Below are 22,604 nucleotides of genomic sequence, written 5' to 3' on the forward strand. Positions count from 1 at the left end.
CCCACGGCCTGCGCCAGGGGAGCATGGGCGGTTCATGCACTCGACTTGTAATCGAGACTTCCGGGGTTCAAATCCCCGCCCTGGCTTTCTACCTCGCGTTCAAACGCCGCCACCGACCGGTTCGGACCGTCGGTTGCTATCGGCTCCCGTCGAACGTCACGCGCTCGAGACGCGACCGAGCAGTGCCCCACGGAGCCGAGAGACGGCCGTCTCGCGGCGTCCCGGCCGTCGGTTCCGCCGGCGGCCTACCACAGTCCGAGCGCGCGACCGGTCGCGAGGACCGCGAACATCGCCAGTCCGAGCAGGATCAAAACCAGCGCTTCCGCCGAGACGGCGGTGACCAGGGCCCGAGCGACACGAGTCGGACGACCGGTCGTCCGGTCGAGGCGCCAATCGGCCCGCTCGTCGGGTGACACACACGCGGGTACGGGCGGGGACGACTAAAAGCTGTCCGCGGGACGCGGCGGTCGGCGACGCCCTGACGGACTACTCGAGGAACCGGGTTCGAACGTCACCGGTCGGCATCAGACACTGTTCTTTCTGCCCGAACCAGCGATAGCGACGGGCCGCGACGAAGTCGTAGGCGCGATCCCGGATCGGGCGCGGGAGATACCGCAGTGCCGACAGGAGGGCGTAGACGCCGCCGAGGTGGGCCGCGATCCGAGCCACGGCCGCGGACTTGACGTAACAGTCGTCGCCCTCGACCAGGACGATCGACTCCAGCGCGTCCGTCGGCAGGTCGTGAGCCGCGAGCAGGTCCTGACCGACGTCGGACTGGAGGGACGCGAAGTGGATCTTCCCCGCCGGATCCCGGGGGACGATGAACTGGACGACCCCGTTACAGAGGTTACAGACCCCGTCGAACAGGACGATCGGACTCTCGTCGGGGACCTCGGTACTCATCGGACGGAACGCAGTAGGCAGCGGGGCCAGTTCAGCGTTCCGATCGGACCCGTCTTCGAACGAGAAGTAATCGCACAAATAGCTGTTTCAGCTTGCACGAAGCATATTCCGTGCCGGTCGAGACGCCCGGACGTCTCTCCACGACGATGTCCCGACACCCCTCCATCACTGCCGTCCGCCGGCGACTCTCGAGCGGTGCCGATCGAGTCGCCGCCGGGATCGAACGCCGGTTCGCGATCGACGCGCGAGCGCTGGCAGCGTTTCGGATCGCGCTCGGACTCCTGTTGCTCGCCGACCTCGCGCTCCGGGCTCGAAACCTCGAGGCGTTCTACACCGACGCCGGCGTCCTTCCGCGCCGGGCCCTGTTCTCGGACTACTCGCAGGTGTACTCGCTGCACGCCCTCTCCGGCGAGGCGTGGGCGATCGCGCTGTTGTTCGTTCTAGCGGGCGGCGTCGCCCTCGCGATGACCGTCGGCTACCGGACACGGCTCGCGACGATCTGCTCGTGGCTGTTGCTCGTCTCCCTGCACGCCCGGAACCCGATGGTCCTCAACGGCGGGGATGTGCTGCTTCGACTCCTCGTGTTCTGGGCGATGTTCCTCCCGCTGAGCGAGCGCTGGGCCGTCGACGCGTACCGTCCCGAGACGGCCCGGGCGACCGTTGCGAACGTGGCGACGATGGCGCTGTTGCTCCAGGTCGTCGTCATGTACGTCTCGAACGCCATCCACAAGAGCCGGGGGGAGCTGTGGTTCGGCGGGGAGGCAGTCGCCTACGTCTTCAGCCTCGACTACATGTTCACGTACCTGCTCGGCGACGTCCTCACGGCCTATCCCGAACTGTTGCGGCTCATGACGTATCTGTGGGTGGCGTTGCTCGTCTGTACGCCGCTGTTGCTCCTCCTGACCGGATGGCCGCGAGCGGCGCTGGCTGGTGCATTCGCCGGAATGCATATCGGAATGCTCGTGACGATGCGGATCGGGCTGTTCCCGCTGGTCGTCGTCGCCGCGCTCGTGCCCTTCTTCCCGCCGGTCGTCTGGGATCGGTTGACGGCGGCGGTCGCCCGAACCGGCCTTGCCGGACCGCTCCGAAACACGGTGGAACGATTCCGGCGGTGCCGTCCCGAAAGATCGATGGCCGACGTGGTCGGGACCGCCGTCGTGCCGTCGCATCGGTTCCTCACCGCCGGCGTCGCCCGCGGCCGGTCGCTGCTATCGACGGCCGTTCCAGCGGTCTTTCTCGTCCTCGTCGTTCTCTCGAACGCCCAGGCACTGGGATACACGCAGGTGCCCGACGCCGGCGAAACGGCTCTCGAGGCCACCGAGACCGACCAGTCGTGGCGGATGTTCGCCCCGGAACCGCTTCGGACCGACGGCTGGTTCCACGCCCCGGCCGACCTCGAGAACGGCTCTCGAGTCGACGCCATGCACCGGTCCGCGGTCAACTGGAACCCACCTCCGAGCCACGAGGACGTCTACCCGACCACGCGGTGGCGGAAATACCTCGCGAACATGGAGAGCGGGGACAACGAGAACCACCAGTCGTACGTATCGAACTACCTCTGTGAGCGGTGGAACGACGACCATCAGACGGACATCGAGCGCCTCGAACTCTACTACATGGCCCAGGAGTCGGAACCGTACAACGAGACCGAACCGGTCACCAGCATCAAACTGCGCGAGTACGACTGCGACGGCGCGTTCGTTCAGGACTGAGACGGGTCGCTGTACCGGTGGTCCAGTGGGGACGCCGACGCTACTCGTCGACCGGTCCCTTCGCGACGCGGGCCTCGCCGGAGACGGCGTCGACGTGGACGTGAACCGGTCCCGCGTCGGTCTCGAGCGGCACGATCCACGAGGCGCTGGTCCGGTGGGGCTGGTCGGCCAGCGCGAGACCGTCGTACCCCTCGTTCGCGGCGGTCTTGCGGGCGATGTCCGCGGCCTCCTCGGCGTCGTCGATACGGATGTCGTCGGTCAGTCGGACGGTCACCACGGGGGCGTCGGCCATGCGGACGATCCGTTCGGTGACGCTCCCGACCAGCACCCGGTCGAGTCCGGTCCGGCCCTGGGTCCCCATCACGATCATGTCGATATCGTTCTCGTCGGCGTACTCGAGGATCGTCTCGTGGGGGACCCCCTGTTCGACGGCCGTCACGGCCGCTACGCCCTCGCGGTCGGCCTCGGCCGCGACGCGCTCGACTGCGCGCTCGGCCGCGGGAATCGCCTCGTCGGTCTGTAGCGTTCCGAGCGGGCCTTCGGGGACGATCGATAGCGCGTGGACCGTCGCATCGAACCGGTCGGCGATCGCCAGCCCGTGGGTGATCGACCGGCGGGTACCGTCGCTCCCGTCCGTCGGAACGAGGATGTCCTGATACATCGACACCGCGAGGGTAGGGAACGCGGCCCTAAATACCCTCGAGTCGATGCTCACGGGCCGGTGACGGCCCACACGGGCCGCTGGTTGTCCCCTCGAAACGACGAGGGCGTATCAGTGATCGGGAGTACTCAGATCGATTATCGATGGTAAGCGATCCCGGCGCGCTCTCCGAACGATGTAAATCTTTTTTACGGTACGCGCGAACGTACCGCACGGACTATGACAAATCTTGTCACTAATCTCGCGGCCGCCGTCGAGGAACACGGCGACAACACCGCGATCGGCTATCAGGGGACGGAAACGAGCTACGAGGAGTTCTGGGGGCAGACGGGTGCCTTCGCGACCGCGCTCGAGGAGCGCGGACTTGGTGCGGGCGACCGCGTCGCGCTCTATCTGCCGAACGTGCCGCCGTTCCTGATCGGGTTCCACGGGACGCTGCGAGCCGGCGGGGTCGTCGTCCCGATGAACCCGCAGTACAAGTCCCGCGAGATCGGCCACCTGCTCGGCGACAGCGAGGCCAAGGTCGTCGTCGCGCTCGCCGACCTCGTCCCCTTCGTCAACGAGGTCCAAGACGAGACGAGCGTCGAACACGTCGTCAGCATCGGCGGCGAGGCCGAGGGCGCGGTCACGCTCGAGGAGTTCCTCGAGCCGGGCGATCCCGATATCGTGGACCGGGCCGACGACGATGTGGCGGTCCAGCCGTACACCTCCGGGACGACGGGCCAGCCGAAGGGCGTCCAGCTCACCCACAACAACCTCGCGTCGAACGCGAACTCGGCCGCGAAGCTCATTCCCGATGGGATCCGCGCCGACGACAAAGGACTCGGCGTCCTCCCGTTGTTCCACATCTACGGGATGACCGTCACGATGAACGCGACCCTGTTCAACGGCGGTGCCTTCTACCCGATGCCCGAGTGGGACGCACAGGACGCCGTCTCGCTGATCGAGGACGAGCAGTTGACGATTATGCACGGCGTGCCCGCGATGTACAACGACGTCATCAACCAGCCAAACGCCGAGGAGTTCGACCTGTCGTCGGTACGGCTCTGTGGCGTCGGCGGCTCGGGCATTCCGGTCGAGGTCCTGCGCCAGTTCGAGGAACTCTACGAGCCGAAGATCTACGAGGGGTACGGCCTGACCGAAACCAGTCCGATTACCCACTTCAACAGCCCGATCGACGGCCGACGCGTCGGCAGCATCGGGAAGACCGTCCCCGGCGTCGACTCGAAGGTCGTCGACGACGACTTCGAGGAAGTCCCGCCGGTCGAGGAGGGACCGATCGACGAGGAAGAGGCCGACCTGCGCGAGATCACCGGCGAGATCGTCGTCGCCGGGCCGAACGTCATGAAAGGCTACTACGGCCTGCCGGAAGCCAACGAGGAGGCGTTTACCGAGGAGGGCGGCCGGACGTGGTTCCACACCGGTGACATCGGCTACCACGACGAGGACGACTTCTTCTACGTCGTCGACCGCGAGAAACACATGATCGTCACGGGCGGGTACAACGTCTACCCGCGCGAAGTCGAGGAACTCCTCTTCGAACACGAGGACGTCGCCGACGCCGCCGTCGCCGGCATCCCCGACGAGCGCCGCGGCGAGACCGTGAAAGCGTTCGTCGTCCGCACGCCCGACGGCGACGTGACCGAGGAGGAGATCAAGCAGTACTGTCTGACTAACCTCGCGGAGTACAAACACCCCCGCGAGGTCGAGTTCGTCGACGAACTCCCCCGAACGACCACCGGGAAGGTCCAGAAGTTCAAACTTCGCGAGCAGGAGGGTGACGACTGATGGCGCTCGGTGACGCAGTCCGCCTCGATCTCGAGGCGGACGGAGCCGCGACGATCACGCTCAATCAGCCCGACCGCCGAAACGCACTCTCCGAGGAGATCAGCACCGGGATCTCCGAGGCCCTCGACGAGATCGAGGGCAGCGACGCCCGCGTCGTCGTCTTACAGGGCTCCGGCGGCTCGTTCTCCGCCGGCGGCGACATCGAGCGGATGACCGAGGCCATCGAGGACGACGTCCCCGCGGACGATCGGGTACGCCGCCTCGAGCGGTCGACGAACGAACTGATCGGGCGACTGGTCGAGTTCCCGATTCCGACGGTGGCGCTGATCGACGGGGCCGCCGTCGGTGCCGGCGCGAACCTCGCGATCGCGTGTGACATCCAACTGGCCAGCGAGGACGCCGCCTTCGGTTTCGTCTTCCGACAGGTCGGCCTGAGCGTCGACGCCGGAACCTCCTATCTGCTGCCCCGAATCGTCGGCGAGAACGTCGCCAAGGAACTCGTCCTGACCGGCGACATCTTCGGCCCCGAGCGCGCGGCGGATCTCGGGCTGGTCAACCACGTCTACGACGCCGACGAGTTCGACGACCGGGCCGACGCGTTCGTCGAAAAAATCGTCTCCGGGCCACCGATCGCCCTGCGCCATGCTAACCGGCTGGTCGGCGAAGGGCTGAACAAATCGCTCGAGCAGGCCCTGACCGACGAGGCCGTCGCACAGGGGATCGTCTTCGAAACCGAGGATCACGCCGAGGGCGTCTCCGCCTTCCTCGAGGACCGCGAGCCCGAGTTCGACGGACAGTAGGGAGTCGGCTTCGGGTTTTAGTTCCCCCTCGAGTCACTCGCCCCGGGCTGACCCGCCCAGCGGAACCAGCCTCGAGACCCGCGCGTTCTCCTTGAGCCGGAGGCCGCCACCGGCCACCGTCAGCGGGATCAAGGGCAGGTGATCCCGGACCTGCATCGACGGATGCGAGCCGCCCCGGGCGAGCAGTTCGTTGCGGGGCTGGAGCTGTACCGGCTCCGTGAGGTCGGTCAGGAACTCGTTGTGCTGGATGACGTACTGGCCCCCATCGAGGTGCCACCAGCCGTACTCGTCGTCGGGGGCCTCGAGTTCCGTGGGGACGGGCTCGAGGTCGGCGTCTGCGAGTTCGTCGCCGCCGAAGTCGAGCCGGCCCGGTGTGGCCACCTCGTAGACGGCACTCACCGTCAGCTCGATCCCGTTCTCATCGACCTGTACCGGTTCGTAGACGAGGTTGTCGACGGCGTCTGCGAGGGGATGGTCGGCGGACATGTTGGGTGAGCTGACGGTGCCGAACGTCAAAAAGGATGCTGTCAGCGTCGCTCGAGTCGCGGGGCTGCCCGAACCCAGTAAACTAGACTCCATATAGATTGCAATATATAAATATATGAATAAAATACTGATAACTTATCAATAGTTATTTGAGAAATGGTTTTCAACACACATGTCGATGCGCCCTCCACTCGACCGCCGCGATGTCTGTTACATCGCGATGGTACTCGTCGTTTCGAGCATCGTCGGTATGGCATCGGAACAGTCACCCTACCCGCTCCGTACAGACCTCATGTACGCCGTTGAGGGAAACGCCGTCGCAGTACTCCAACCTGACCCGAACCTTCTCCTGACCGCGCTGTTCGTCATCGTCTATCTTCTCGTGTACCCAGCGCTGCTTCTCGCCACCTATATTAGTTTGAAACACCGCCACGGCCGCACCCGGGCACTCGATTACGTCACCACGTACACGACCGTCCTCGTCGTGTCCATGCCGTTCTTCTACTTCGTGCCCGTCGGCGTCACCGGCTACTACCTGGACGGCGTCGAACCGGTACTGTACGAATCGACCGGCCCGATTCAGACCGTCATGAAAAACGTCGACACCCTCGAAAAGGCGTTCCCGAGCCTGCACGCTGGCCTCGCCGGAACTGCGGCCCTCTACGCACCCAGCGGCTACAAACGGCTCAGTTGGGCGGCCACCGGTGCCATCCTCGCCGCCACGGTATACCTCGGCGTCCACTGGCTCACGGACCTCGTCGTCGGCCTCGCTCTGGCGTACGGCTGCTACCTCGCCACGCCGACGATCCGGGCCTTCCTCGAACGCGTCGAGCCGCGGCCGGAACCGGTCACCGTCACCGACGACTGACCGCGTCGCGTGTCGCCTTCTCGGAGACCGTCAGTGGTTACTATAGTGTCCGGCGGTCGTATTCGCGTGTATGACCGACGTCCTCTCCGATGAGATCGCCCGGTTCGTCCGCGCGGTCGGTCCCGACCCCGACGAAACGCTGCTCGAGATGGACGAGTACGCCGCCGCCGAGGGCTTTCCCCACGTCGGCCCCGAAGTCGGCGCGTTTCTCCGACTGCTGGCCCGACTGACCGACTCCGAGCGGGTCTTCGAGTTCGGCTCGGGCTATGGCTACTCGGCCTACTGGTTCGCCGAGGCCCTGCCAGCGGACGGCGAGATCGTCCTGACCGAGGTCGACGAGGCGGAACTCGACCTCGCCCGCGAGTACATGGCCGCGGGCGGCTACGACGGGATCGCGACGTACGAACTCGGCGACGCGATGGAGACGATCGACCGCTACGACGGTCCGTTCGACGTCGTCCTGATCGACCATCAAAAGGAGCGCTACGCGGACGCGTTCGCGGCCGTCCGCGATGAGATACCGGTCGGCGGCGTCATCGTCGCCGACAACGCCATCACCGCCAGCGTCGTCGCGTTCGACGACCTGCTAGCGTGGGCCGAGGGCGACGCCGTCGAGACCAACGATCACACCCAGGGGGTCATCGACTACCTCGAGACGGTCCGAGCGGACCCGTCGTTCGAGACGATCGTCGTCCCGCTGGGCGAGGGAATCACGGTGAGTTACCGCGTCGAGTAACCGCGAGCGGCGGCGATCGGTACGCGGTCCGTCTCAGGGGCTACTGTAGTCCGAGGTCTCGCCCTCGAGGACTGCGTCGTCGGCCGGGGCCGGTGAGCCGTACTCCCGGAGGCCGAGAAAGAGCGTCGTGCCCGCAGCGGCCAGCAGCGTCGCCCACGTGACCGCGGTCACTGCGAGGACGGTCGCGGCGGCGGGTCCCGGTGCGACAGTGCCGAGGGTCTCGAGGCCGGCGGCGTGACCGACGGCGGTCACCAGAAACGCGAGCCAGAGGGCAAGCGCCGTCCGCGCGAGCGCCCGCCGGCTGACCGAGCCGGCGTGGCGGGCGAGGGCGTAGACGCCGACGACGGCCACGGTCGTCGCCGTGAGGGTCAGCCCGAGCCCGTCGACGGTGGCGTTCGCGACGCCGGCGACGGCGAAACAGGCCAGCGCGGCGGCGAGGCGAAAGCGGTCCGTCCCGCGTGGTGTCGAAGTCACGTCAGGCACTGCTTTGCCGGGTTGAATGGGTGATCGAATATATAGCTGTTGACTGGGCTCGGGCTCGAGCCACGATCCCCGACTCGCCGCCCGCGCGACGGGCTCACTCGGCCGAGCCGTCGGCGGCCGGCAGGGTGACGGTAAAGGTTGCGCCCTCGCCCGGCTCGGAGTCGACGGTGATCTGGCCGCCGTGGCGCTCGATGATCCGGTGACAGAGTGCGAGCCCGATCCCCGTCCCGGGGTGGTCCTCGTGGCTGTGGAGCCGCTGGAACACCCGGAAGATCCGGTCTTGATGCTCGGGATCGATCCCGATCCCCTCGTCGCGGACCGAGATCGCCCACCGGTCGCCGGTTCGTTCGGCGCTGACGTGAATTTCCGGTGGCTCGTCGCCGCTGTACTCGAGGGCGTTCGTGAGGAGGTTCTGGAACACCTGTCGGAGCTGACCGGCGTCGCCCCGGACCACGGGCAGGGACTCGACCGTGACCGTGGCGTCTTCCTCCTCGATCCTGAACTGGAGGTCCTCGCGGACGTCTGCGACGACGTCCGCGAGGGAAAGCGGCTCGAGGGGGTCCCCGCGGGTCTCGATGCGGGAGTACTCGAGCAGGCCGTTGATCATCTCCGAGAGCCGCTCGGCCCCGTCGACGGCGTAGTCGATGAACTCCTGGCCGTCCGCATCGAGGTCGTCGGCGTAGCGGCCCTCGAGCAAGCGGAGGTAGCTCGAGATCATCCGCAGGGGTTCTTGCAGGTCGTGGGAGGCGGCGTAGGCGAACTGCTCGAGGCGTTCGTTCGACTCCTCGAGTTTGCGCTGGTACTCCGTGCGTTCGGTGACGTCCTGAATGACGAGCATCCCCGAGGTGACCGCCCCACCGGTCCGGACGGGAAGGGTAGTTGCGCGGAGTTCCCGGCCGCGGTAGCCGATTTCGAAGGACCGCTGCTCGCCCTCGAGCGCGGCGCGGAAGTGGGGTTCGATCTCCGCGAGTAGGTCGTCGGGGTATCGCTCGTGGATCGTCTGGCCGATCGTGGCCTCCCGATCGATGCCGATCTCGCCGAGGAGACCACCGCCCGCGGCCGTATACCGCAGTTCCTCGTCGAACAGCGCGACGACGCCGTTCGGGAAGTTCTCGGCCAGCGTCCGGTAGCGCTGTTCGCTCTCCTCGAGTCGGCGCTGTCGCGCCTTCCGTTCGGTGACGTCCCTGACGACGCCGATCCGCTCGCGCCCGCGGTCGGCCGACGTGACCGACGTGACCGCCGCCTCTATCGAACGTCGCTCGCCGGCTTTCGTCCGAAGATCCGCTTCGACGGTCGGCTCGCCGCACTCGTCGGCGGCGATCTCCCGTGCGAGGGCCATCACGTGTTCGTCGACGACCATCGAGGCGTGGCTCCCGAGCAGTTCCTCGCGGTCGTAGCCCGTCAACTCGACGTACGCGTCGTTGACCATCGTGAACCGGCCCTCGGCGTCGAGGACGTAGATCCCGTCCTCGACCGTCTCGATGATCCGTTCGTACTGCTCGAGCTGTCGTTCCCGTCGCTTTCGCTCCGAAACGTCCCTGAAGTACACCGACAATCCGGTCTCGGAGGGGTAGGCCTGAATCTCCATCCAGACGTCGAGCGACTCGGAGTAGCGCTCCCACGAGACCGGCTCCTGAGTCGCCATCGCCTCCCGGTAGCGGTCGGCGAGATCCGAGCGCGTCCCGCTGGGGAACACCTCCCAGATGTTCCGTCCGAGCAGTTCGTCCCGTGAACGGCCCAGTAGCTCCGCAGCGCGGTCGTTGACGTGAGTGAAACACCACTCGTCGTCGAGCGCGTAGAAGGCATCCGAGACGCGCCCGAGGATCTCGCTCAGTTCGGACTCGAGTTCGTGTTTGCGACGTTGGAGACGGCGTTCCTGTTCTTTCAGCGCCGTGATGTCCTCGCCGACGGAGACAACCCGTTCGACGTCGCCATCGGGGCCGAACACGGGGACGGCAGTGATGGAAAACCACGTCCGCTCGCCCGAGTCCGCCCCGATCGACAACTCCACATCGCGGACCGGCTCGCCGGTGTCCCTGACGCGTGCCGACGGGCCGTGATCGGGGCCGATCGGCTCGCCATCGGCGTCGACGACGGTCCGTTCGGCGAGCAGTTCGGTCTCGCCGAGCGGCTCGCGATCCGCGAGTCCGAGCGCCGTCTGTGCGTGTCGGTTCGCCAGCACCGTCTCTCCCTCGGCGTCCTCGACCGAGACCGCCACCGGCATCGTCCGGAGCAGTGTCTCGGTCTGGACCCGTTCGCGCTCGAGGTGCTGTTCGTGGCTGATCCGGTCGAACGTCGCCTCCAGACTCGAGGCGACGATCTTCGCCAGTGAGAGATCGGCCGCGTCGAAGGCCGCTTGCTCCTCGGCACCGATGATGACGATCCCGTGGTCGCCGATCGGGAGACAGATCTCGCTGTGGATCGGCGTCTCGGGGTTGTAGACGGCCTCGTCGGCAGTGACGTCGTCGTAGATCAGCGGCTCGCCGGTCTCGAAGACCTGCCAGGCGATCCCCTCACCCGCCTCGAACGTCGGCGGCTCGCCGAAGAGGGATTCGGCCGCGTCGGTCCAGGCGACCGGCTCGAGCGTCTCGTCGGCCGGCTCGTGGAGGAAGACGCCGTTGACCTCGAGCGCGAGGATGTCGGCGAGATGGCGACACGCCTGCTCGGCGACCGCCCGCCGCGTGCCGGTGGCGAGCCACTCGCGAACGGCCTCGTTGAGCCGCCGCAGCTGATAGGCCCGACGGTGTCGGTCGGTCACGTCGTAGTAGAGTTCGAGCCGGCCGCCGGCGTACGGCCCCGACCGGATGGGCTTGCTCCGGTGTTCGAGCCAGCGTTCCTCGCGGCCCTCGTCCGACGTGACGCGACACTCGAACCGTTCGGCGTCGCTGTTGTCGTCGTAGGTCGCGCCGACGATGTCGGCGAACCCGGCCGGTTCGGCGATCCGGTCGCTGATCACGTCGTCGACCACCGTCATCTTGTCCCGGCCGACGACGGTCGCCGCGTCGAGCCCGAAGTACCGCTCCGTCGCGTCGTTGATCCAGACGATATCGAACTCGTCATCGAGGACGAAGACGCCGACATCGGCCTCCTCGAGGACGGCCGTAATCGGTTCGAACGTCGAGGGCGGTCCCGCGGTGGCCGACGTCGCTTCGGACGCGGTGTCGAGTTCACGGACGAGCGCGATCGATCCCCGACTGCCATCGGCGGCCGGAACCGTCCCGAGGCGAACCGAACAGGCCACAGTGGTCCCGTCGGCCGTCCGAACGGGGAACTCGAACGGGGCATCGTCGGCCGCGAGCGCGTCGGCACCCTCGAGCAGCCACGAGACGTGTTCGCCCCGGAGCGCCTCGTGCGTGTACCCGGTCAGCTCGAGCAGGTCGTCGTCGACGGCGACGATCCGGTCGTCGGCGTCCAGTTGGATCACGCCGTCGTCGACCGTCTCGACGAGCGTTCGGTACCACTGGCGGGCCGCCCGGCCGTCGCCCTCGTCCCACGGTGGCGAGCCCGCTGGTTCCACCCGTTCAGTCATTGAGAGAGCAACGCCACTCCGACGGATAAGTGCAGCGCCGATGGCTATCACGGCGGGGCCCGCATGCGGGCGCGGCCGTCGAACCGAAACACGGCGACCGGGCCGTTCCCGTCAGTCGTCGCCGGTGAGGACGCGCTCCTCGGGGCTCGGCCGACCCGGATGGATCCCGTACGTGGCGAACCCGTAGAGGACCGTCATCGCGACTGCACAGATGACCGTCGCACCCGCGAGCGACTCGACGGCGAGGCCGACGACGGGCCCGCGAAACGCCTCGCCGACGGCGGCCGCCGACTCGCCGTCGGGGGCCGCCGACAGCCCGTAGGGGAGAAACGTCGCGAACGCGACGAGCCACCATCGCGTTACGGCCCGTCGGAGTCCCACCGTGCCGGCGTCTCGGGCGGCGTTCGTGAGCGCGGCGACGCCGAGCGCGATCAGGAGCAGCGCCGGCAGCGTTCGAAGCGGGGAGTCAAAGCCGGTATTAACCGCGACGCCGACGGCGACGATCGCGACCGCGGCGACGCGCACCGAACGGGGCGGCCGATGGCCTGTTTCGGGCATCCTGTCGCCCGGTAGCAACGGGTTGTACAAAACTCTCCCGACCCGTCCGTGTCGTCGCGCGGACGACGCGATCGCCGCGCCCCCGCGGCCACAACAAAGGACGTATTACCACTGCCGGTAACTCGAGGGTGAGAACGAATGCAGGACCGCGATCGAGTCTCCCTGACGGCACTCCGACGGTCGGTGGCGGCCGCTCGCGGCCGCGCGATCCGCGCCGCATCGCGGCTGCCCGGTGCCGAGACCGCCGGACGGCTGGGGCGGCTCTGGCAGCGACACGTCAGGGGCCGGCCCGACCAGTATCAGGCGTCGATCACCTTTCCGACCGGGCCCGACCGACCGGATATCGGCGAGATACAGGGCTGGATCGAGGCCCTCGAGTACGCGTTCGAGGGGCGACTCGATGTCTACGCCCGACGGGGGCGCATCGCGGTCGAAACCGATCCCGTGTCGGCGGAGCTGTTCGACTCCGAGGAGTTCGAGGCGATCTGCGATCGGATCGCGGACGGCTACGGCGGTTCCCACTCCCTCGCACATCTGCGGAAGTGGCGACGGAACGAGGGCCGGCTCGTGCGGGCCCACGTGATCGTTCCGGTCAAGCCGCTGTTTCCCCGCGATGAGGAACCGGCGACGGAACCCGCTGCGACCGCGCCGGCGGCCGGGTCCGACTGAGGACCGGGCGCAGCGTCGCTCGGCCGCCTGCGGTCGTCGCCCGCCCGATCAGTCGTCGTCGCTCGGCCCGGGGCCGGGCTCGCGGTCGGTACTCGGACTGCTGCCCGCGCGATCGCGGTCGCCGCTCCGCGACCGATCGCCGGTCGTATCGCCCTCGCTCGGCGTAACCTGACTCGTCCGATTCATCCAGTTATCGATGTTCTCGGCGACGTAATCCTTGCCGCCCCAGCCGAAGGCGACGCCCGCACCGATGGCGATCGCCGCGCCCAGCCCCCACGCGAGCGCTCGAGCGAACACGTAGAGGATGCCGACGTCGATCCCCATCGTATCGAGGCCGATGACGATCGCGGTGAAGTAGAGGAACATCCGCGCGCCGGTCGCGAACCAGGTCGTGTAGGCTGTCTCGGTCGCGGCCCGGGTCCGCTCGATGGCGTCGCCGATGAAGTCCGCGACGACGAACCCGAAGGTGATCACCAGCAGGCCGGCGACGAATGCCGGCAGGTACGAGACCGCCGTGGAAATCCACTCCGACAGCATTGCGATCGCGAGCGCGTTCGCGGCCGCGAGGATCGCGAGGCCGTAGACGAACCACTTCGCGAGCGTTCCGAAGGCGTGTGAGACCGCCCGTTCGGTGCCGCCGAGGATGCGTCCCAGTGGCGTCTCGAGAACCATCCGATCGAGTTCGACGCCGTCGGCGAGCCGGCGGACGACGCCGGCCGCGACGCGCCCGAGGACCCAGCCGATCGCGAGGATGATCAGCGCGCCGACCAGCCGCGGGAGGAACGTGACCAGCTCCGCGATCGGGTCCTGCAGCCAGTCGGGGACCTGTGCTTGAGCGGGGTACGGTGGGATCATGGACAGTGGGAGTTGGTGTCGTCCCGCCTTCGTAATTGAGTGCGTACGGATTGGTATCGAAATCAACCTGTTTCGGCGGCGGCCGCCGCGGCGATTGAAGTGTCCGTTACGGCGAATTGCGCGCTGGCCGTACCGTGCCGGTCCGATGGGATTTCCGAGCGGACCGGCGGTCGTGCCGGTCTCGATCGGGCGGGCGACCCGCGAGCCCGCGGGCGATAAACGGCTATTGGGGCCGATCGAACCAACGGCCGGAGACGTACCGGCACGCGGGCGACAGGAACGGTCGACCGCCACTGACCGAACATGTCCAGTTTCACTCATGGGCTGCCCCGGTGACGCGCCGCCGTCGGCCGGTGACGTCGGTTTCGAGGGCGGTGTCGCGGCCGGTCCGCCGAGGGTCGACGGAGCGACCGCCCGACGGGAGCGCCAGTGAACGGCGTCGGGCCCCGCGTTCGGTAATCCCGCTTTACCGAGATCGGGGCTGCAGCGGCCGCGTTCGCCGGAACGGTGGCGTCACGCCTTACGTCCGACGGTGCCACAGCACGGTCACGTACTGCCGTTATACCCACGCTTAGGAGGATCCGCGCACGAGGGGCAGTATGTACCTCGCCGACCACGCGTGGCCCGACCTCGAGTCGTACTTCGAATCGGAGTCGCTGGCGCTGGTGCCGCTGGGATCGACCGAACAGCACGGCCCGCATCTGCCGGAGGCGACCGACCACCTGATCGGGGAGGCGTTCGCCCGCGAGGTAGCCGACCGGACGGGCTATCTCTGCACGCCGACGATCAACGTCGGCGTCAGCGGCCACCACCGTCAGTTCCACGGGACGATGTGGGTCGAACCGTCGGCGTTTCGCCAGTACATGGAATCGTTGACCCGGAACCTCACGACCCACGGGATCGACCGGGTGATCTACGTCAACGCCCACGGCGGCAACGTCCAACACCTGCGCGAGGTCGGGAGCCGACTCCGACAGGAGGGCGTCGCCTACGCCATCGAGTGGATGTGGGACGAGTCGATTCCGGACCTGGTCGACGACCTCTTCGAGCAGAACGGCCCCCACGGCGGGCCCAAGGAGACCGCGATGATCCAGTACCTCGAGCCGGAGTTGGTCCACGACGACCGCCTCGAGGAGGCCAGAGACACTGGGGTCCCGAGCGTCGAGGACGCCGACACGGTCAAACACGGCTCGCGGACGTTCTTCGACGCGGCCGACAACACCGACAACGGCGTGTTTGGCGACCAGACGGACGCCTCGGCCGAGAAGGGCGAGCAGTTGTTCGAGGCCGCGAGCGACCAGCTCGTCCAGTTGAGCGAGTGGCTCGCCGCACAGGACTTCGAAGACTTACTCCCGAACGACCACGTCTAAGCCACCGACTGCGGTCGTCCGACCCTGTCCCGGCCACGGCAATGATAATCCTTAATAGCAACTTCTGCCGAGTTATTATATGGCAGTCGTCAGCGTCTCGATGCCCGACGAACTCTTGGAGCGACTCGACCAGTTCGCCGACGAACACGGCTACACCGGCCGGAGCGAAGTCGTCAGGGAGGCCTCACGGAACCTGCTCGGGGAGTTCGAGGACACCCGCCTCGAGGACCGGGACCTGATGGGGATCGTCACCGTCCTCTTCGACTACGAGACCACCAGCGTCGAGGAGCGGATGATGCATCTGCGCCACGAACACGAACACCTCGTGGCCTCGAACTTCCACAGCCACGTCGGCGATCACTACTGTATGGAACTGTTCGTCCTCGAGGGCGAACTCGAGGACATCTCGGCGTTCGTCGGGAAGATCCGCGCGACCAAAGACGCGCTGACTGTCGATTACTCGGTGATTCCGGTCGACAGTTTCGATCCGCTCGCACAGGGATAGCGGCGAGTCCGCCGACTCTCGGCCAGCAGCGATCCCCCACACCGGCTCCGTCGGCCACTGTGACTCCCGGTCCTACCCGAACGCCTCGCCGATCTCGAGGACTGCGCCTGCATGACCGCGAGCGGTCGGTTCGCGACGTTGACCGACACCGCGGGGCGGCCGCGGCCGGCTCGCTGCCGACCGGCCCGAACTCGTTCGGCAGTCAGTATCGTTTTACTGTCGTCTCCCGAATGGATCCGTATGACATACCGGAAGGTCAACTACGAGGAGGTCGAGGAAGTCTCGAGCGCGATGCACTTTCTGAGCGATCCGCTCGAGACCGAGCAGGTCGGGGTCACGGTCGCGCGGTGCGATCCCGGCTGGAACAGCAAGCCCCACGACCACACCGACAACGGCCACGAAGAGGTCTACGTCCTCATCGAAGGAGCGGCAACGGTCGTCGTCGACGACGACCCCGTGGCGATGGAGACCGGCGATGCGTTGTGGCTCCCGCCCGAATCGACCCGCCAGATCCGCAACGGGGACCGCGAGAGCGCGTTCGTCCTCGTGAGCGCGCCCAGCATCGCCGACGAGGACGGCGACGAGGAGTGGTCGCTCTCGGGCTTTGCGGGCTAGCCTCGAGTCGCCGTGTGGTCGGCGGTCCGAAGCGAAACCGGCGGGGCTCGGCAACCGCGACCCTCGCACGAGGACCGGCGGGACGGTTTAGTGGGCTGACGTGGTCGCCGTCCGTAGGTGACTCCCGATTTACTCGAAACATCACGCGGCGATCTCGTTCGTCGTCGCCGGGGTACTGGCCGTCCTCCTGCCACCGGTAACCCTGCTGGGCACGCCGATCCCGACCCCGGCGGTCGTCGCCTACGGCACTGCCGCCGGCGTCTGTATCGACTTCGATCACTTCCTAATCGCCCGGCTCAAGACCCGCCGCTGGGACGCGCTCCGGTTCTGTCTCACCCATCCGCGCGCGACGATCACGGACCAGTCCGAGATCTTCGACCCCGGCGACGTCGGCGTCCTCTCGCGGCTGTTGAGTCACGTCGTCATCGCCGGCGTCGTGGTTCCGGCGCTCGCACTGGCGAGCGTCCCGCTCGCGGTCGTGACCGGCGGCGTCCTCTATGCCCACCTGCTGGCCGATCTCGTCTGGGATCGCCACCTGCTCGAGTCCCACGCCGATGCGGCCGACTCGATCGACGAACTGGTGCGGACCATCGGGTAGCCGCCGATCACGGGCGAGCCCCGACCGCGTGATGCTCGAGCGGACATCGTTCTCGGGTTGCAATATTCGCCCGCGGCTATTTCCTTTGTGCGATCGTGTGACAGGACATGGAACTGCTCGACGACGACATCGTCCCCGAACACGCACACGAGATCAAAGCCGAGGCCCGCGAGTTCGCTCGCGAACACATCGAGCCCAACGCCCAGGAGTACTTCCAGTCCGGCGAGTATCCCGAGGAGATCCTCGAGGCGGGTCGCGAGGCGAACCTCGTCGCACAGGACATCCCCGAGGAGTGGGGCGGGCGGGGGCTGGATCTGGCCCAGCTGCTCGCGATGACCGAGGAGTTCTATCGGGCCGACGCGGGGATCGCACTGACGCTGCAGTTGGCGAGTTTCGGCTGCGAGATCACCTACGAACACGGCACCGACGAGCAGTGCGAGGAGTACATCCGCCCGGTGGCGGAGGGCGAGCAACGCTCCGGGCTCGCGGTCTCGGAGCCCGAGACCGGCAGCGACCTCGCGGGGATGCAGACCACGGCGGAGAAAGACGGCGACGAGTACGTCATCAACGGCGAGAAGTACTGGATCGGCAACGGTGTCGAGGCCGACTGGATCACTCTCTACGCCCGCACCGGGGACGACGAGGACAACCGCTACGGCAATCACTCGATGTTCATCGTCCCGACCGACACCGACGGCTACGAGGCCGAACACATCCCCGAGAAGATGGCGATGCGGGCCTCGAAGCAGGCCCACATCGAGTTCGACGACTGCCGAGTCCCCGCCGAGAACGTGATCGGATCGGAGGGGGACGGCTTCATGCTGCTGGCGGACTTCTTCAACCACGGCCGGGTAGCCGTCGCCGGCCACGGGCTGGGCATCGCCGCGGCCGCGATCGAGGAAGCGTGGGAGTTCACCCACGACCGCGAGGAGTTCGGCAAGACGATCAGCGACTTCCAGAGCGTCCAGCACGGGCTCGCGGACATGCTGCTGGAGTTCGAAAGCGCCCGGACCCTCGTCTGGCGCGCCCGCGAGAAGGTCGCCGAGGAGGACAACGCGGGCTACTGGGCAGCGATGGCGAAGACGAAAGCGACTGAAACGGCCGTCGACGTCGCGGAACAGGGCATGCAGTTCCACGGCGGCCGATCGATCCTCGACGAGCGGCGGATCGCGCGCGTCTACCGCGACGCCCGGATCCCCGTCATCTACGAAGGGGCAAACGAGATCCAGCGCAATCTGATCTACGGGCAGGCGGAGTAGCAGTAGCGAACGCGATTTCGTTGTTCGGTCCCAATCGGAACTGCTGGTCCGCGAAGTGGTTCGAACGCACTGATAAAGTGAAGCAGTCGCTACCGGCCACACAGGTGGACAGTCACCACGGGCGAGAGCGGAGGGGAGTCGCTTCGAGTCCTAGTTCTCGGACTGGAGGTCCTGAAACGCACCCACGAAATCGTCGTGCGAGGACATCCCCGAGACCGTCTCGTCGACCCGTTCCTCGAGGCGGTCGACGCGGTCACAGAGGTCCTGATACTCCTCGTTGTCCGCGAGTTCGCGGTCGGCCTTCTCGGACTCCAGCAGCGCCTTCTTCGAGACGAGCGCGTAGTACTCCTGGATGTCGGATTCGTAGTCCGAGCGGTCGGCGACATCTTCGACCATGTCGACGAGTTCGTCCTTCGAGACCGGCTTGACGAGGTAGTCATCGAACCCCATTTCGATGATGTCGAAGTCCGGATCGACGGCCGTTACCATGACGACCCGGGAGTCGTAGCCGGCTTCGCGGATCTGCTCGAGGACCTCGTCACCGGAGAGCCCCGGCATCCGTCGGTCCAGCAGGACGACCTCGACGGAGTCGGCCATTTTCGAGAGCGCTTCCTCTCCGTCGTACGCCGTTTCGACGGTCCAGTCGGCCTGGAGCCACGCGGCGAACAGATCCGCGAGCCGTGCCTCGTCGTCGACGACGAGGACCGATGGCCCGTCACTCATGGGGAACCTCCGTTCTCTTCATCGTTACAGCCACGGGACATCCATGGTACCTCTGGGTGATAAATCTCGCGACCAGAACTCAAATATCAGACAACAATGGTGGGCAAATAGGTGGTATGCTGCCGGTCTCCGTCACGAGTCGGCACGGGTTCTCGCTGACCGGCCGCTGGCGACAGCGGGCGTCGCCTTACTGCCCCTCGAACTCCGGCTCCTCGTCTTCCATGAAGGCCGTGATTCCCTCCATCAGGTCGTCGGTCCCCATCAGGTGCCCGAACGCGGAGGCCTCGTACTCGAGACCGGACTCGGTGTCGTCACGGCCGGCCAGCATCGCGCGCTTGGTGAACTTCTGGGCGATCGGCGGGCCGCCCGCGAGGTCGGTCGCCAGCTCGAGGGCGCGGTCCTCGAGGTCGGCGTTGTCGACGATCTCGTTGACGAAGCCGTAGTCGGCCAGCGTCTCGGCGTCGTAGCGCTCGGCGGTGAAGATGATCTCCTTCGCGCGGCCCTCGCCGACGATATGCTTGAGTCGCTGGGTGCCGCCCCAGCCCGGAATGAGGCCGAGGTCGATCTCGGGCTGGCCGAACTCCGACCGGTCGCTGGCCACGCGGAGGTCCGCACAGGTCGCCAGCTCCATCCCGCCGCCGAGACAGAAGCCGTCGATCCCGGCAACGACGGGCAGATCACAGGCCTCGAGCTTGCCGAACGTCTGCTGGCCCAGTCGCGAGAGTTCCTGGCCCTCGATCGGGTCGGCACCGCTGCCGGCCATGCTCTGGACGTCCGCACCCGCGGAGAAGGCCTGCTCGCCCTCGCCGGTGACGAGGATCGCGCGCACCTCGTCGTCGGCCTCGAGGTGGTCGATCGCGGTCGATAGCTCCTCGAGGAGTTCGTCGCTGATGGTGTTCATCCGGTGCGGGCGGTCGAGAACGATCTGTCCGACGTAGTCGGCGGGGTACTCGAGTCGGATCGTCCCGAAGTCGACCCCCGATGCGTCCTCGTCGTCGTCGTAGAAGCCACCGGCCTCGGCTCGTTCTCCGAGGTAGTCATCGGGCGCGTATCGCTCGTGACCCGTCTCCTCGTAGGCGTCCTCGAGGGTCTCGTGTAGCGTCTCGAGACCGTAGTCGTCGACCAGCGCAACCGAGCCGTCGGGGAAGGCGGCTCCGAGCTGGACGGCCTCGTCGATCGACGCCGGCGGGGCGACGTCGCCGCCGATCAGCTTCGCGGCCTCGTTGGCGATCGTCGCGAGCAGGCGCTGTTCGACGAACTCCGATCCTTCGTCGGTCGGGATCTGGACGCCGTCGCCGTCCTCGTAGTCGTAGAAGCCCTTGCCGGTCTTCTTGCCCAGTTCCTCGTTCTCGACTTTCTCCTCGAGCAGTGGGGCCGGCTCGTAGGCCTCGCCCAGCACCTCGTTCATGTACTCGAGGACGTGGTAGCTGACGTCGTTGCCGACCTGGTCGCCGAGTTCGAAGCTGCCCATCGGCAGGCCCATGTCGTACTTCGTCGTCGAGTCGACCTCGGCGATCGTCGCCTCGTCGTTGCTGACGAGCCACGCGGCCTCGTTCATCAGCGGCACGAGGATGCGGTTGACGATGAACCCGGGCGAGTCCTTGTGGACCCGAACGGCAGTCTTGCCGAAGTCCTCGGCGAGGTCTTCCGTCACCGAGAGCGTCTCCTCGCTGCTTTCGGCACCCGAAATCACTTCGACCAGCTGCATCCGGACCGGCGGGTTGAAAAAGTGCATCCCGCAGAAGCGCTCCGGTCGCTCGGTGAACTCGGCGAGGTCGGTGATCGAGAGGCTCGAGGTGTTCGTCGCGAAGATCGCATCGTCGGGCGCGACCGCCTCGAGGTCGGTGTAGACGTCTTCTTTGATCCCCATCTGCTCGGGGACCGCCTCGATGACGAAATCCGTGTCCGCGACGGCCTCCTCCATATCGACCAGCGGCGTCACTCGGTCCTTGGCGGCGTCGGCTTCCTCGTCGGTGAGCCGGTCGTTCTCGGCGAGTTTGTCAAGCGACCACTCGATCTGCTCGTAGCCGTTCTGGACGAACTCCTCTTTGATGTCGCGCATGTTCACGTCGTACCCGGCCATCGCGGCGACCTCCGCGATACCGTGACCCATGTTGCCCGCACCCAGAACTGTGATGGTGTTGATGTCCTCGAGTTGCATGCTCGAAAATCCTATTCGGACCCGTTTCAACGTTTCCCTCTCACTTAATGGGAACTGGAGTTTGGTTTACTATCGGTTACAAAGCTCTTTACCGTTCCGATCGTAAGGGTCGTTCATGGAATTCGGACTCAACGAAGAACAGGAGCAGATCCGCGACGAAGTTCGCCGGTTCGCCGAAAACGAGATCGTGCCCCACGCCGAGGAGTACGACACCGAAGAGAAGTTCCCCCACGAGATCGTCGACGAGGCCGCCGAGATGGGGCTGGTCGGCACGTCGATCCCGATGGAGTACGGCGGGGCCGGCTACTCCACCCTCGAGTCGGCGCTCATCGCCGAGGAACTGTTCTCCTACGATCCCGGCATCGCGCTGTCGATCATGGCCTGCTCGTTCGGGACCGAGGCCATCAGCGAGTTCGGGACCGAAGACCAGAAAGAGCGCTACCTCGAGCCCGTCGCGACGGGCGAGAAGATCTCGGGCGCGGCCATCTCCGAGCCCGACACCGGGTCGGACGTCTCCTCCGTGTCGACCCGCGCCGAGAAGGACGGCGACGAGTGGGTGATCAACGGCAACAAGATGTGGATCACCAACGGCTCGGTCGGCGACTACTTCGTCGTCCTCTGTAAGACCGACCCCGACGCAGACAGCCGCTACGGCGGCTTCAGCCAGATCATCGTCGAGTCCGACCGCGACGGGTTCTCCGCCGACAAGATCACCGGCAAGCTCGGCATCCGGGCCTCCGACACTGCCGAACTCATCCTCGACGACGTCCGCGTCCCCGAGGAGAACCTCGTCGGCGACGAGGACGCCGCCTTCCTCCAGCAGATGCAGTTCTTCGACGCCACCCGGACCGGCGTCGCCGCACAGGGACTGGGCATCGCCAAGGGCGCGCTCGAGGCCGCCCGCGAGTACGCACAGGACCGCGAGCAGTTCGGGCAGTCTATCTCGGAGTTCCAGGCCATCCAGCACAAACTCGCGGAGATGGCCACCGAGACCGAGGCCGCACGCAACCTGACCTACAAGGCCGCCTGGAACGTCGACCAGGGCAACGACATCACCAAGCTCGCCTCGATGGCCAAGGAGTACGCCTCCCGTGTCGCCGTCGACGTCGCCAACGAGGCCGTCCAGATCCACGGCGGTGCCGGCTACGTCAACGACTTCCCCGTCGAGCGCTTCTACCGCGACTCGAAGATCACCCAGATCTACGAGGGGACCACCGAGATCCAGAAGAACGTCATCGCGCGGGAACTGCTGGACGAATAGGAGCGAAATTTCACGTCACGAACTTTGGCTCTGCGGGCCGCCTTCGGCGGCCCTCGGCAAGGCA

At 66.6% G+C, this 22,604-nt stretch carries 22 protein-coding genes and 1 tRNA gene; 13 read left to right on the plus strand and 10 right to left on the minus strand.

The window, feature by feature from the left end; all coding sequences use genetic code 11:
• Positions 1–12: 12 nt before the first annotated feature.
• A tRNA-Thr gene (locus ACERIM_RS01010) sits at positions 13–86 on the plus strand.
• A 159-nt stretch (positions 87–245) separates the two neighbouring features.
• Here ACERIM_RS01010 and ACERIM_RS01015 read toward each other — a convergent pair.
• Both ACERIM_RS01015 and ACERIM_RS01020 read right to left on the minus strand, forming a co-directional pair.
• Positions 246–416, minus strand: coding sequence for a hypothetical protein (locus ACERIM_RS01015; protein ID WP_158413747.1), 171 nt, complete (start codon positions 414–416; stop codon positions 246–248).
• A 70-nt stretch (positions 417–486) separates the two neighbouring features.
• On the minus strand, positions 487–903 hold the full coding sequence (locus ACERIM_RS01020) for a thiol-disulfide oxidoreductase DCC family protein (protein WP_373630787.1): 417 nt from the start codon (positions 901–903) through the stop codon (positions 487–489).
• Positions 904–1,049: 146 nt separating this feature from the next.
• Here ACERIM_RS01020 and ACERIM_RS01025 point away from each other — a divergent pair, with 146 nt between their 5' ends.
• Positions 1,050–2,615, plus strand: a complete 1,566-nt coding sequence (locus ACERIM_RS01025) for an HTTM domain-containing protein (protein ID WP_373630788.1) — start codon at positions 1,050–1,052, stop codon at positions 2,613–2,615.
• A gap of 40 nt (positions 2,616–2,655) precedes the next feature.
• Here the strand turns inward: ACERIM_RS01025 and ACERIM_RS01030 are convergent, their stop codons facing one another.
• Positions 2,656–3,276, minus strand: a complete 621-nt coding sequence (locus ACERIM_RS01030; protein WP_373630789.1) for a universal stress protein — start codon at positions 3,274–3,276, stop codon at positions 2,656–2,658.
• 219 nt (positions 3,277–3,495) lie between these two features.
• On the opposite strand from ACERIM_RS01030, the gene ACERIM_RS01035 reads away from it, so the two are divergent.
• Both ACERIM_RS01035 and ACERIM_RS01040 read left to right on the plus strand, forming a co-directional pair.
• Complete coding sequence (locus tag ACERIM_RS01035) at positions 3,496–5,064, plus strand: long-chain fatty acid--CoA ligase (RefSeq protein ID WP_373630790.1); 1,569 nt, start codon at positions 3,496–3,498, stop codon at positions 5,062–5,064.
• Positions 5,064–5,864, plus strand: coding sequence for an enoyl-CoA hydratase-related protein (locus ACERIM_RS01040; RefSeq protein ID WP_373630791.1), 801 nt, complete (start codon positions 5,064–5,066; stop codon positions 5,862–5,864). Before ACERIM_RS01035 ends, ACERIM_RS01040 begins: the two co-directional genes overlap by 1 nt.
• A 33-nt stretch (positions 5,865–5,897) precedes the next feature.
• On the opposite strand, the gene ACERIM_RS01045 is transcribed toward ACERIM_RS01040, so the two are convergent.
• Positions 5,898–6,350: a hypothetical protein gene (locus tag ACERIM_RS01045; protein ID WP_006648970.1), complete on the minus strand. Its 453-nt coding sequence runs from the start codon at positions 6,348–6,350 to the stop codon at positions 5,898–5,900.
• 178 nt (positions 6,351–6,528) lie between these two features.
• Here ACERIM_RS01045 and ACERIM_RS01050 point away from each other — a divergent pair, with 178 nt between their 5' ends.
• Both ACERIM_RS01050 and ACERIM_RS01055 read left to right on the plus strand, forming a co-directional pair.
• A complete protein-coding gene (locus ACERIM_RS01050) occupies positions 6,529–7,218 on the plus strand; it encodes a phosphatase PAP2 family protein (protein WP_373630792.1) in 690 nt (229 codons plus the stop codon).
• Between the two features lie 70 nt (positions 7,219–7,288).
• Positions 7,289–7,954 (plus strand): O-methyltransferase, encoded by a 666-nt coding sequence (locus ACERIM_RS01055; RefSeq protein WP_373630793.1) that lies wholly within the window; start codon positions 7,289–7,291, stop codon positions 7,952–7,954.
• Between the two features lie 33 nt (positions 7,955–7,987).
• On the opposite strand, the gene ACERIM_RS01060 is transcribed toward ACERIM_RS01055, so the two are convergent.
• The 3 genes from ACERIM_RS01060 to ACERIM_RS01070 form a co-directional block, all read right to left on the minus strand.
• Complete coding sequence (locus tag ACERIM_RS01060) at positions 7,988–8,437, minus strand: hypothetical protein (protein ID WP_049905576.1); 450 nt, start codon at positions 8,435–8,437, stop codon at positions 7,988–7,990.
• 94 nt (positions 8,438–8,531) lie between these two features.
• Positions 8,532–11,966 carry a PAS domain S-box protein gene (locus ACERIM_RS01065; RefSeq protein WP_006648974.1) on the minus strand — a complete coding sequence of 1,145 codons (3,435 nt, stop codon included), beginning with the start codon at positions 11,964–11,966 and terminating at the stop codon, positions 8,532–8,534.
• 111 nt (positions 11,967–12,077) lie between these two features.
• A complete protein-coding gene (locus ACERIM_RS01070) occupies positions 12,078–12,524 on the minus strand; it encodes a hypothetical protein (protein WP_049905578.1) in 447 nt (148 codons plus the stop codon).
• Between the two features lie 138 nt (positions 12,525–12,662).
• Between ACERIM_RS01070 and ACERIM_RS01075 the strand changes: the two genes are divergently transcribed.
• Entirely contained in the window at positions 12,663–13,193 is a 531-nt protein-coding gene (locus tag ACERIM_RS01075; protein ID WP_006648976.1) for a hypothetical protein, read from the plus strand.
• A gap of 48 nt (positions 13,194–13,241) precedes the next feature.
• Here ACERIM_RS01075 and ACERIM_RS01080 read toward each other — a convergent pair whose 3' ends face one another.
• Positions 13,242–14,048 carry a hypothetical protein gene (locus tag ACERIM_RS01080; RefSeq protein ID WP_049964470.1) on the minus strand — a complete coding sequence of 269 codons (807 nt, stop codon included), beginning with the start codon at positions 14,046–14,048 and terminating at the stop codon, positions 13,242–13,244.
• Between the two features lie 599 nt (positions 14,049–14,647).
• Here ACERIM_RS01080 and ACERIM_RS01085 point away from each other — a divergent pair.
• The 5 genes from ACERIM_RS01085 (at position 14,648) to ACERIM_RS01105 (ending at position 18,395) form a co-directional block, all read left to right on the plus strand.
• Complete coding sequence (locus ACERIM_RS01085) at positions 14,648–15,418, plus strand: creatininase family protein (RefSeq protein ID WP_006648978.1); 771 nt, start codon at positions 14,648–14,650, stop codon at positions 15,416–15,418.
• A gap of 79 nt (positions 15,419–15,497) precedes the next feature.
• A complete protein-coding gene (locus tag ACERIM_RS01090; protein ID WP_006181810.1) occupies positions 15,498–15,923 on the plus strand; it encodes a CopG family ribbon-helix-helix protein in 426 nt (141 codons plus the stop codon).
• A gap of 240 nt (positions 15,924–16,163) precedes the next feature.
• Positions 16,164–16,538 (plus strand): cupin domain-containing protein, encoded by a 375-nt coding sequence (locus ACERIM_RS01095; RefSeq protein WP_049964471.1) that lies wholly within the window; start codon positions 16,164–16,166, stop codon positions 16,536–16,538.
• A gap of 127 nt (positions 16,539–16,665) precedes the next feature.
• Entirely contained in the window at positions 16,666–17,136 is a 471-nt protein-coding gene (locus ACERIM_RS01100; protein WP_373631391.1) for a hypothetical protein, read from the plus strand.
• Positions 17,137–17,243: 107 nt separating this feature from the next.
• Complete coding sequence (locus ACERIM_RS01105) at positions 17,244–18,395, plus strand: acyl-CoA dehydrogenase family protein (RefSeq protein WP_006648981.1); 1,152 nt, start codon at positions 17,244–17,246, stop codon at positions 18,393–18,395.
• 150 nt (positions 18,396–18,545) lie between these two features.
• On the opposite strand, the gene ACERIM_RS01110 is transcribed toward ACERIM_RS01105, so the two are convergent.
• The gene (locus ACERIM_RS01110; protein ID WP_006648982.1) at positions 18,546–19,118 is read right to left on the minus strand and encodes a HalX domain-containing protein; all 573 of its coding nucleotides are present in this window, start codon (positions 19,116–19,118) and stop codon (positions 18,546–18,548) included.
• 187 nt (positions 19,119–19,305) lie between these two features.
• Positions 19,306–21,279, minus strand: coding sequence for a 3-hydroxyacyl-CoA dehydrogenase NAD-binding domain-containing protein (locus ACERIM_RS01115; RefSeq protein WP_373630795.1), 1,974 nt, complete (start codon positions 21,277–21,279; stop codon positions 19,306–19,308).
• 115 nt (positions 21,280–21,394) lie between these two features.
• Between ACERIM_RS01115 and ACERIM_RS01120 the strand changes: the two genes are divergently transcribed.
• Entirely contained in the window at positions 21,395–22,540 is a 1,146-nt protein-coding gene (locus ACERIM_RS01120) for an acyl-CoA dehydrogenase family protein (RefSeq protein WP_373630796.1), read from the plus strand.
• Positions 22,541–22,604 lie beyond the last annotated feature (64 nt).

The sequence above is a fragment of the Natrinema sp. H-ect1 genome (genome assembly GCF_041821105.1).
GTDB classification, from domain to species: domain Archaea; phylum Halobacteriota; class Halobacteria; order Halobacteriales; family Natrialbaceae; genus Natrinema; species Natrinema thermotolerans.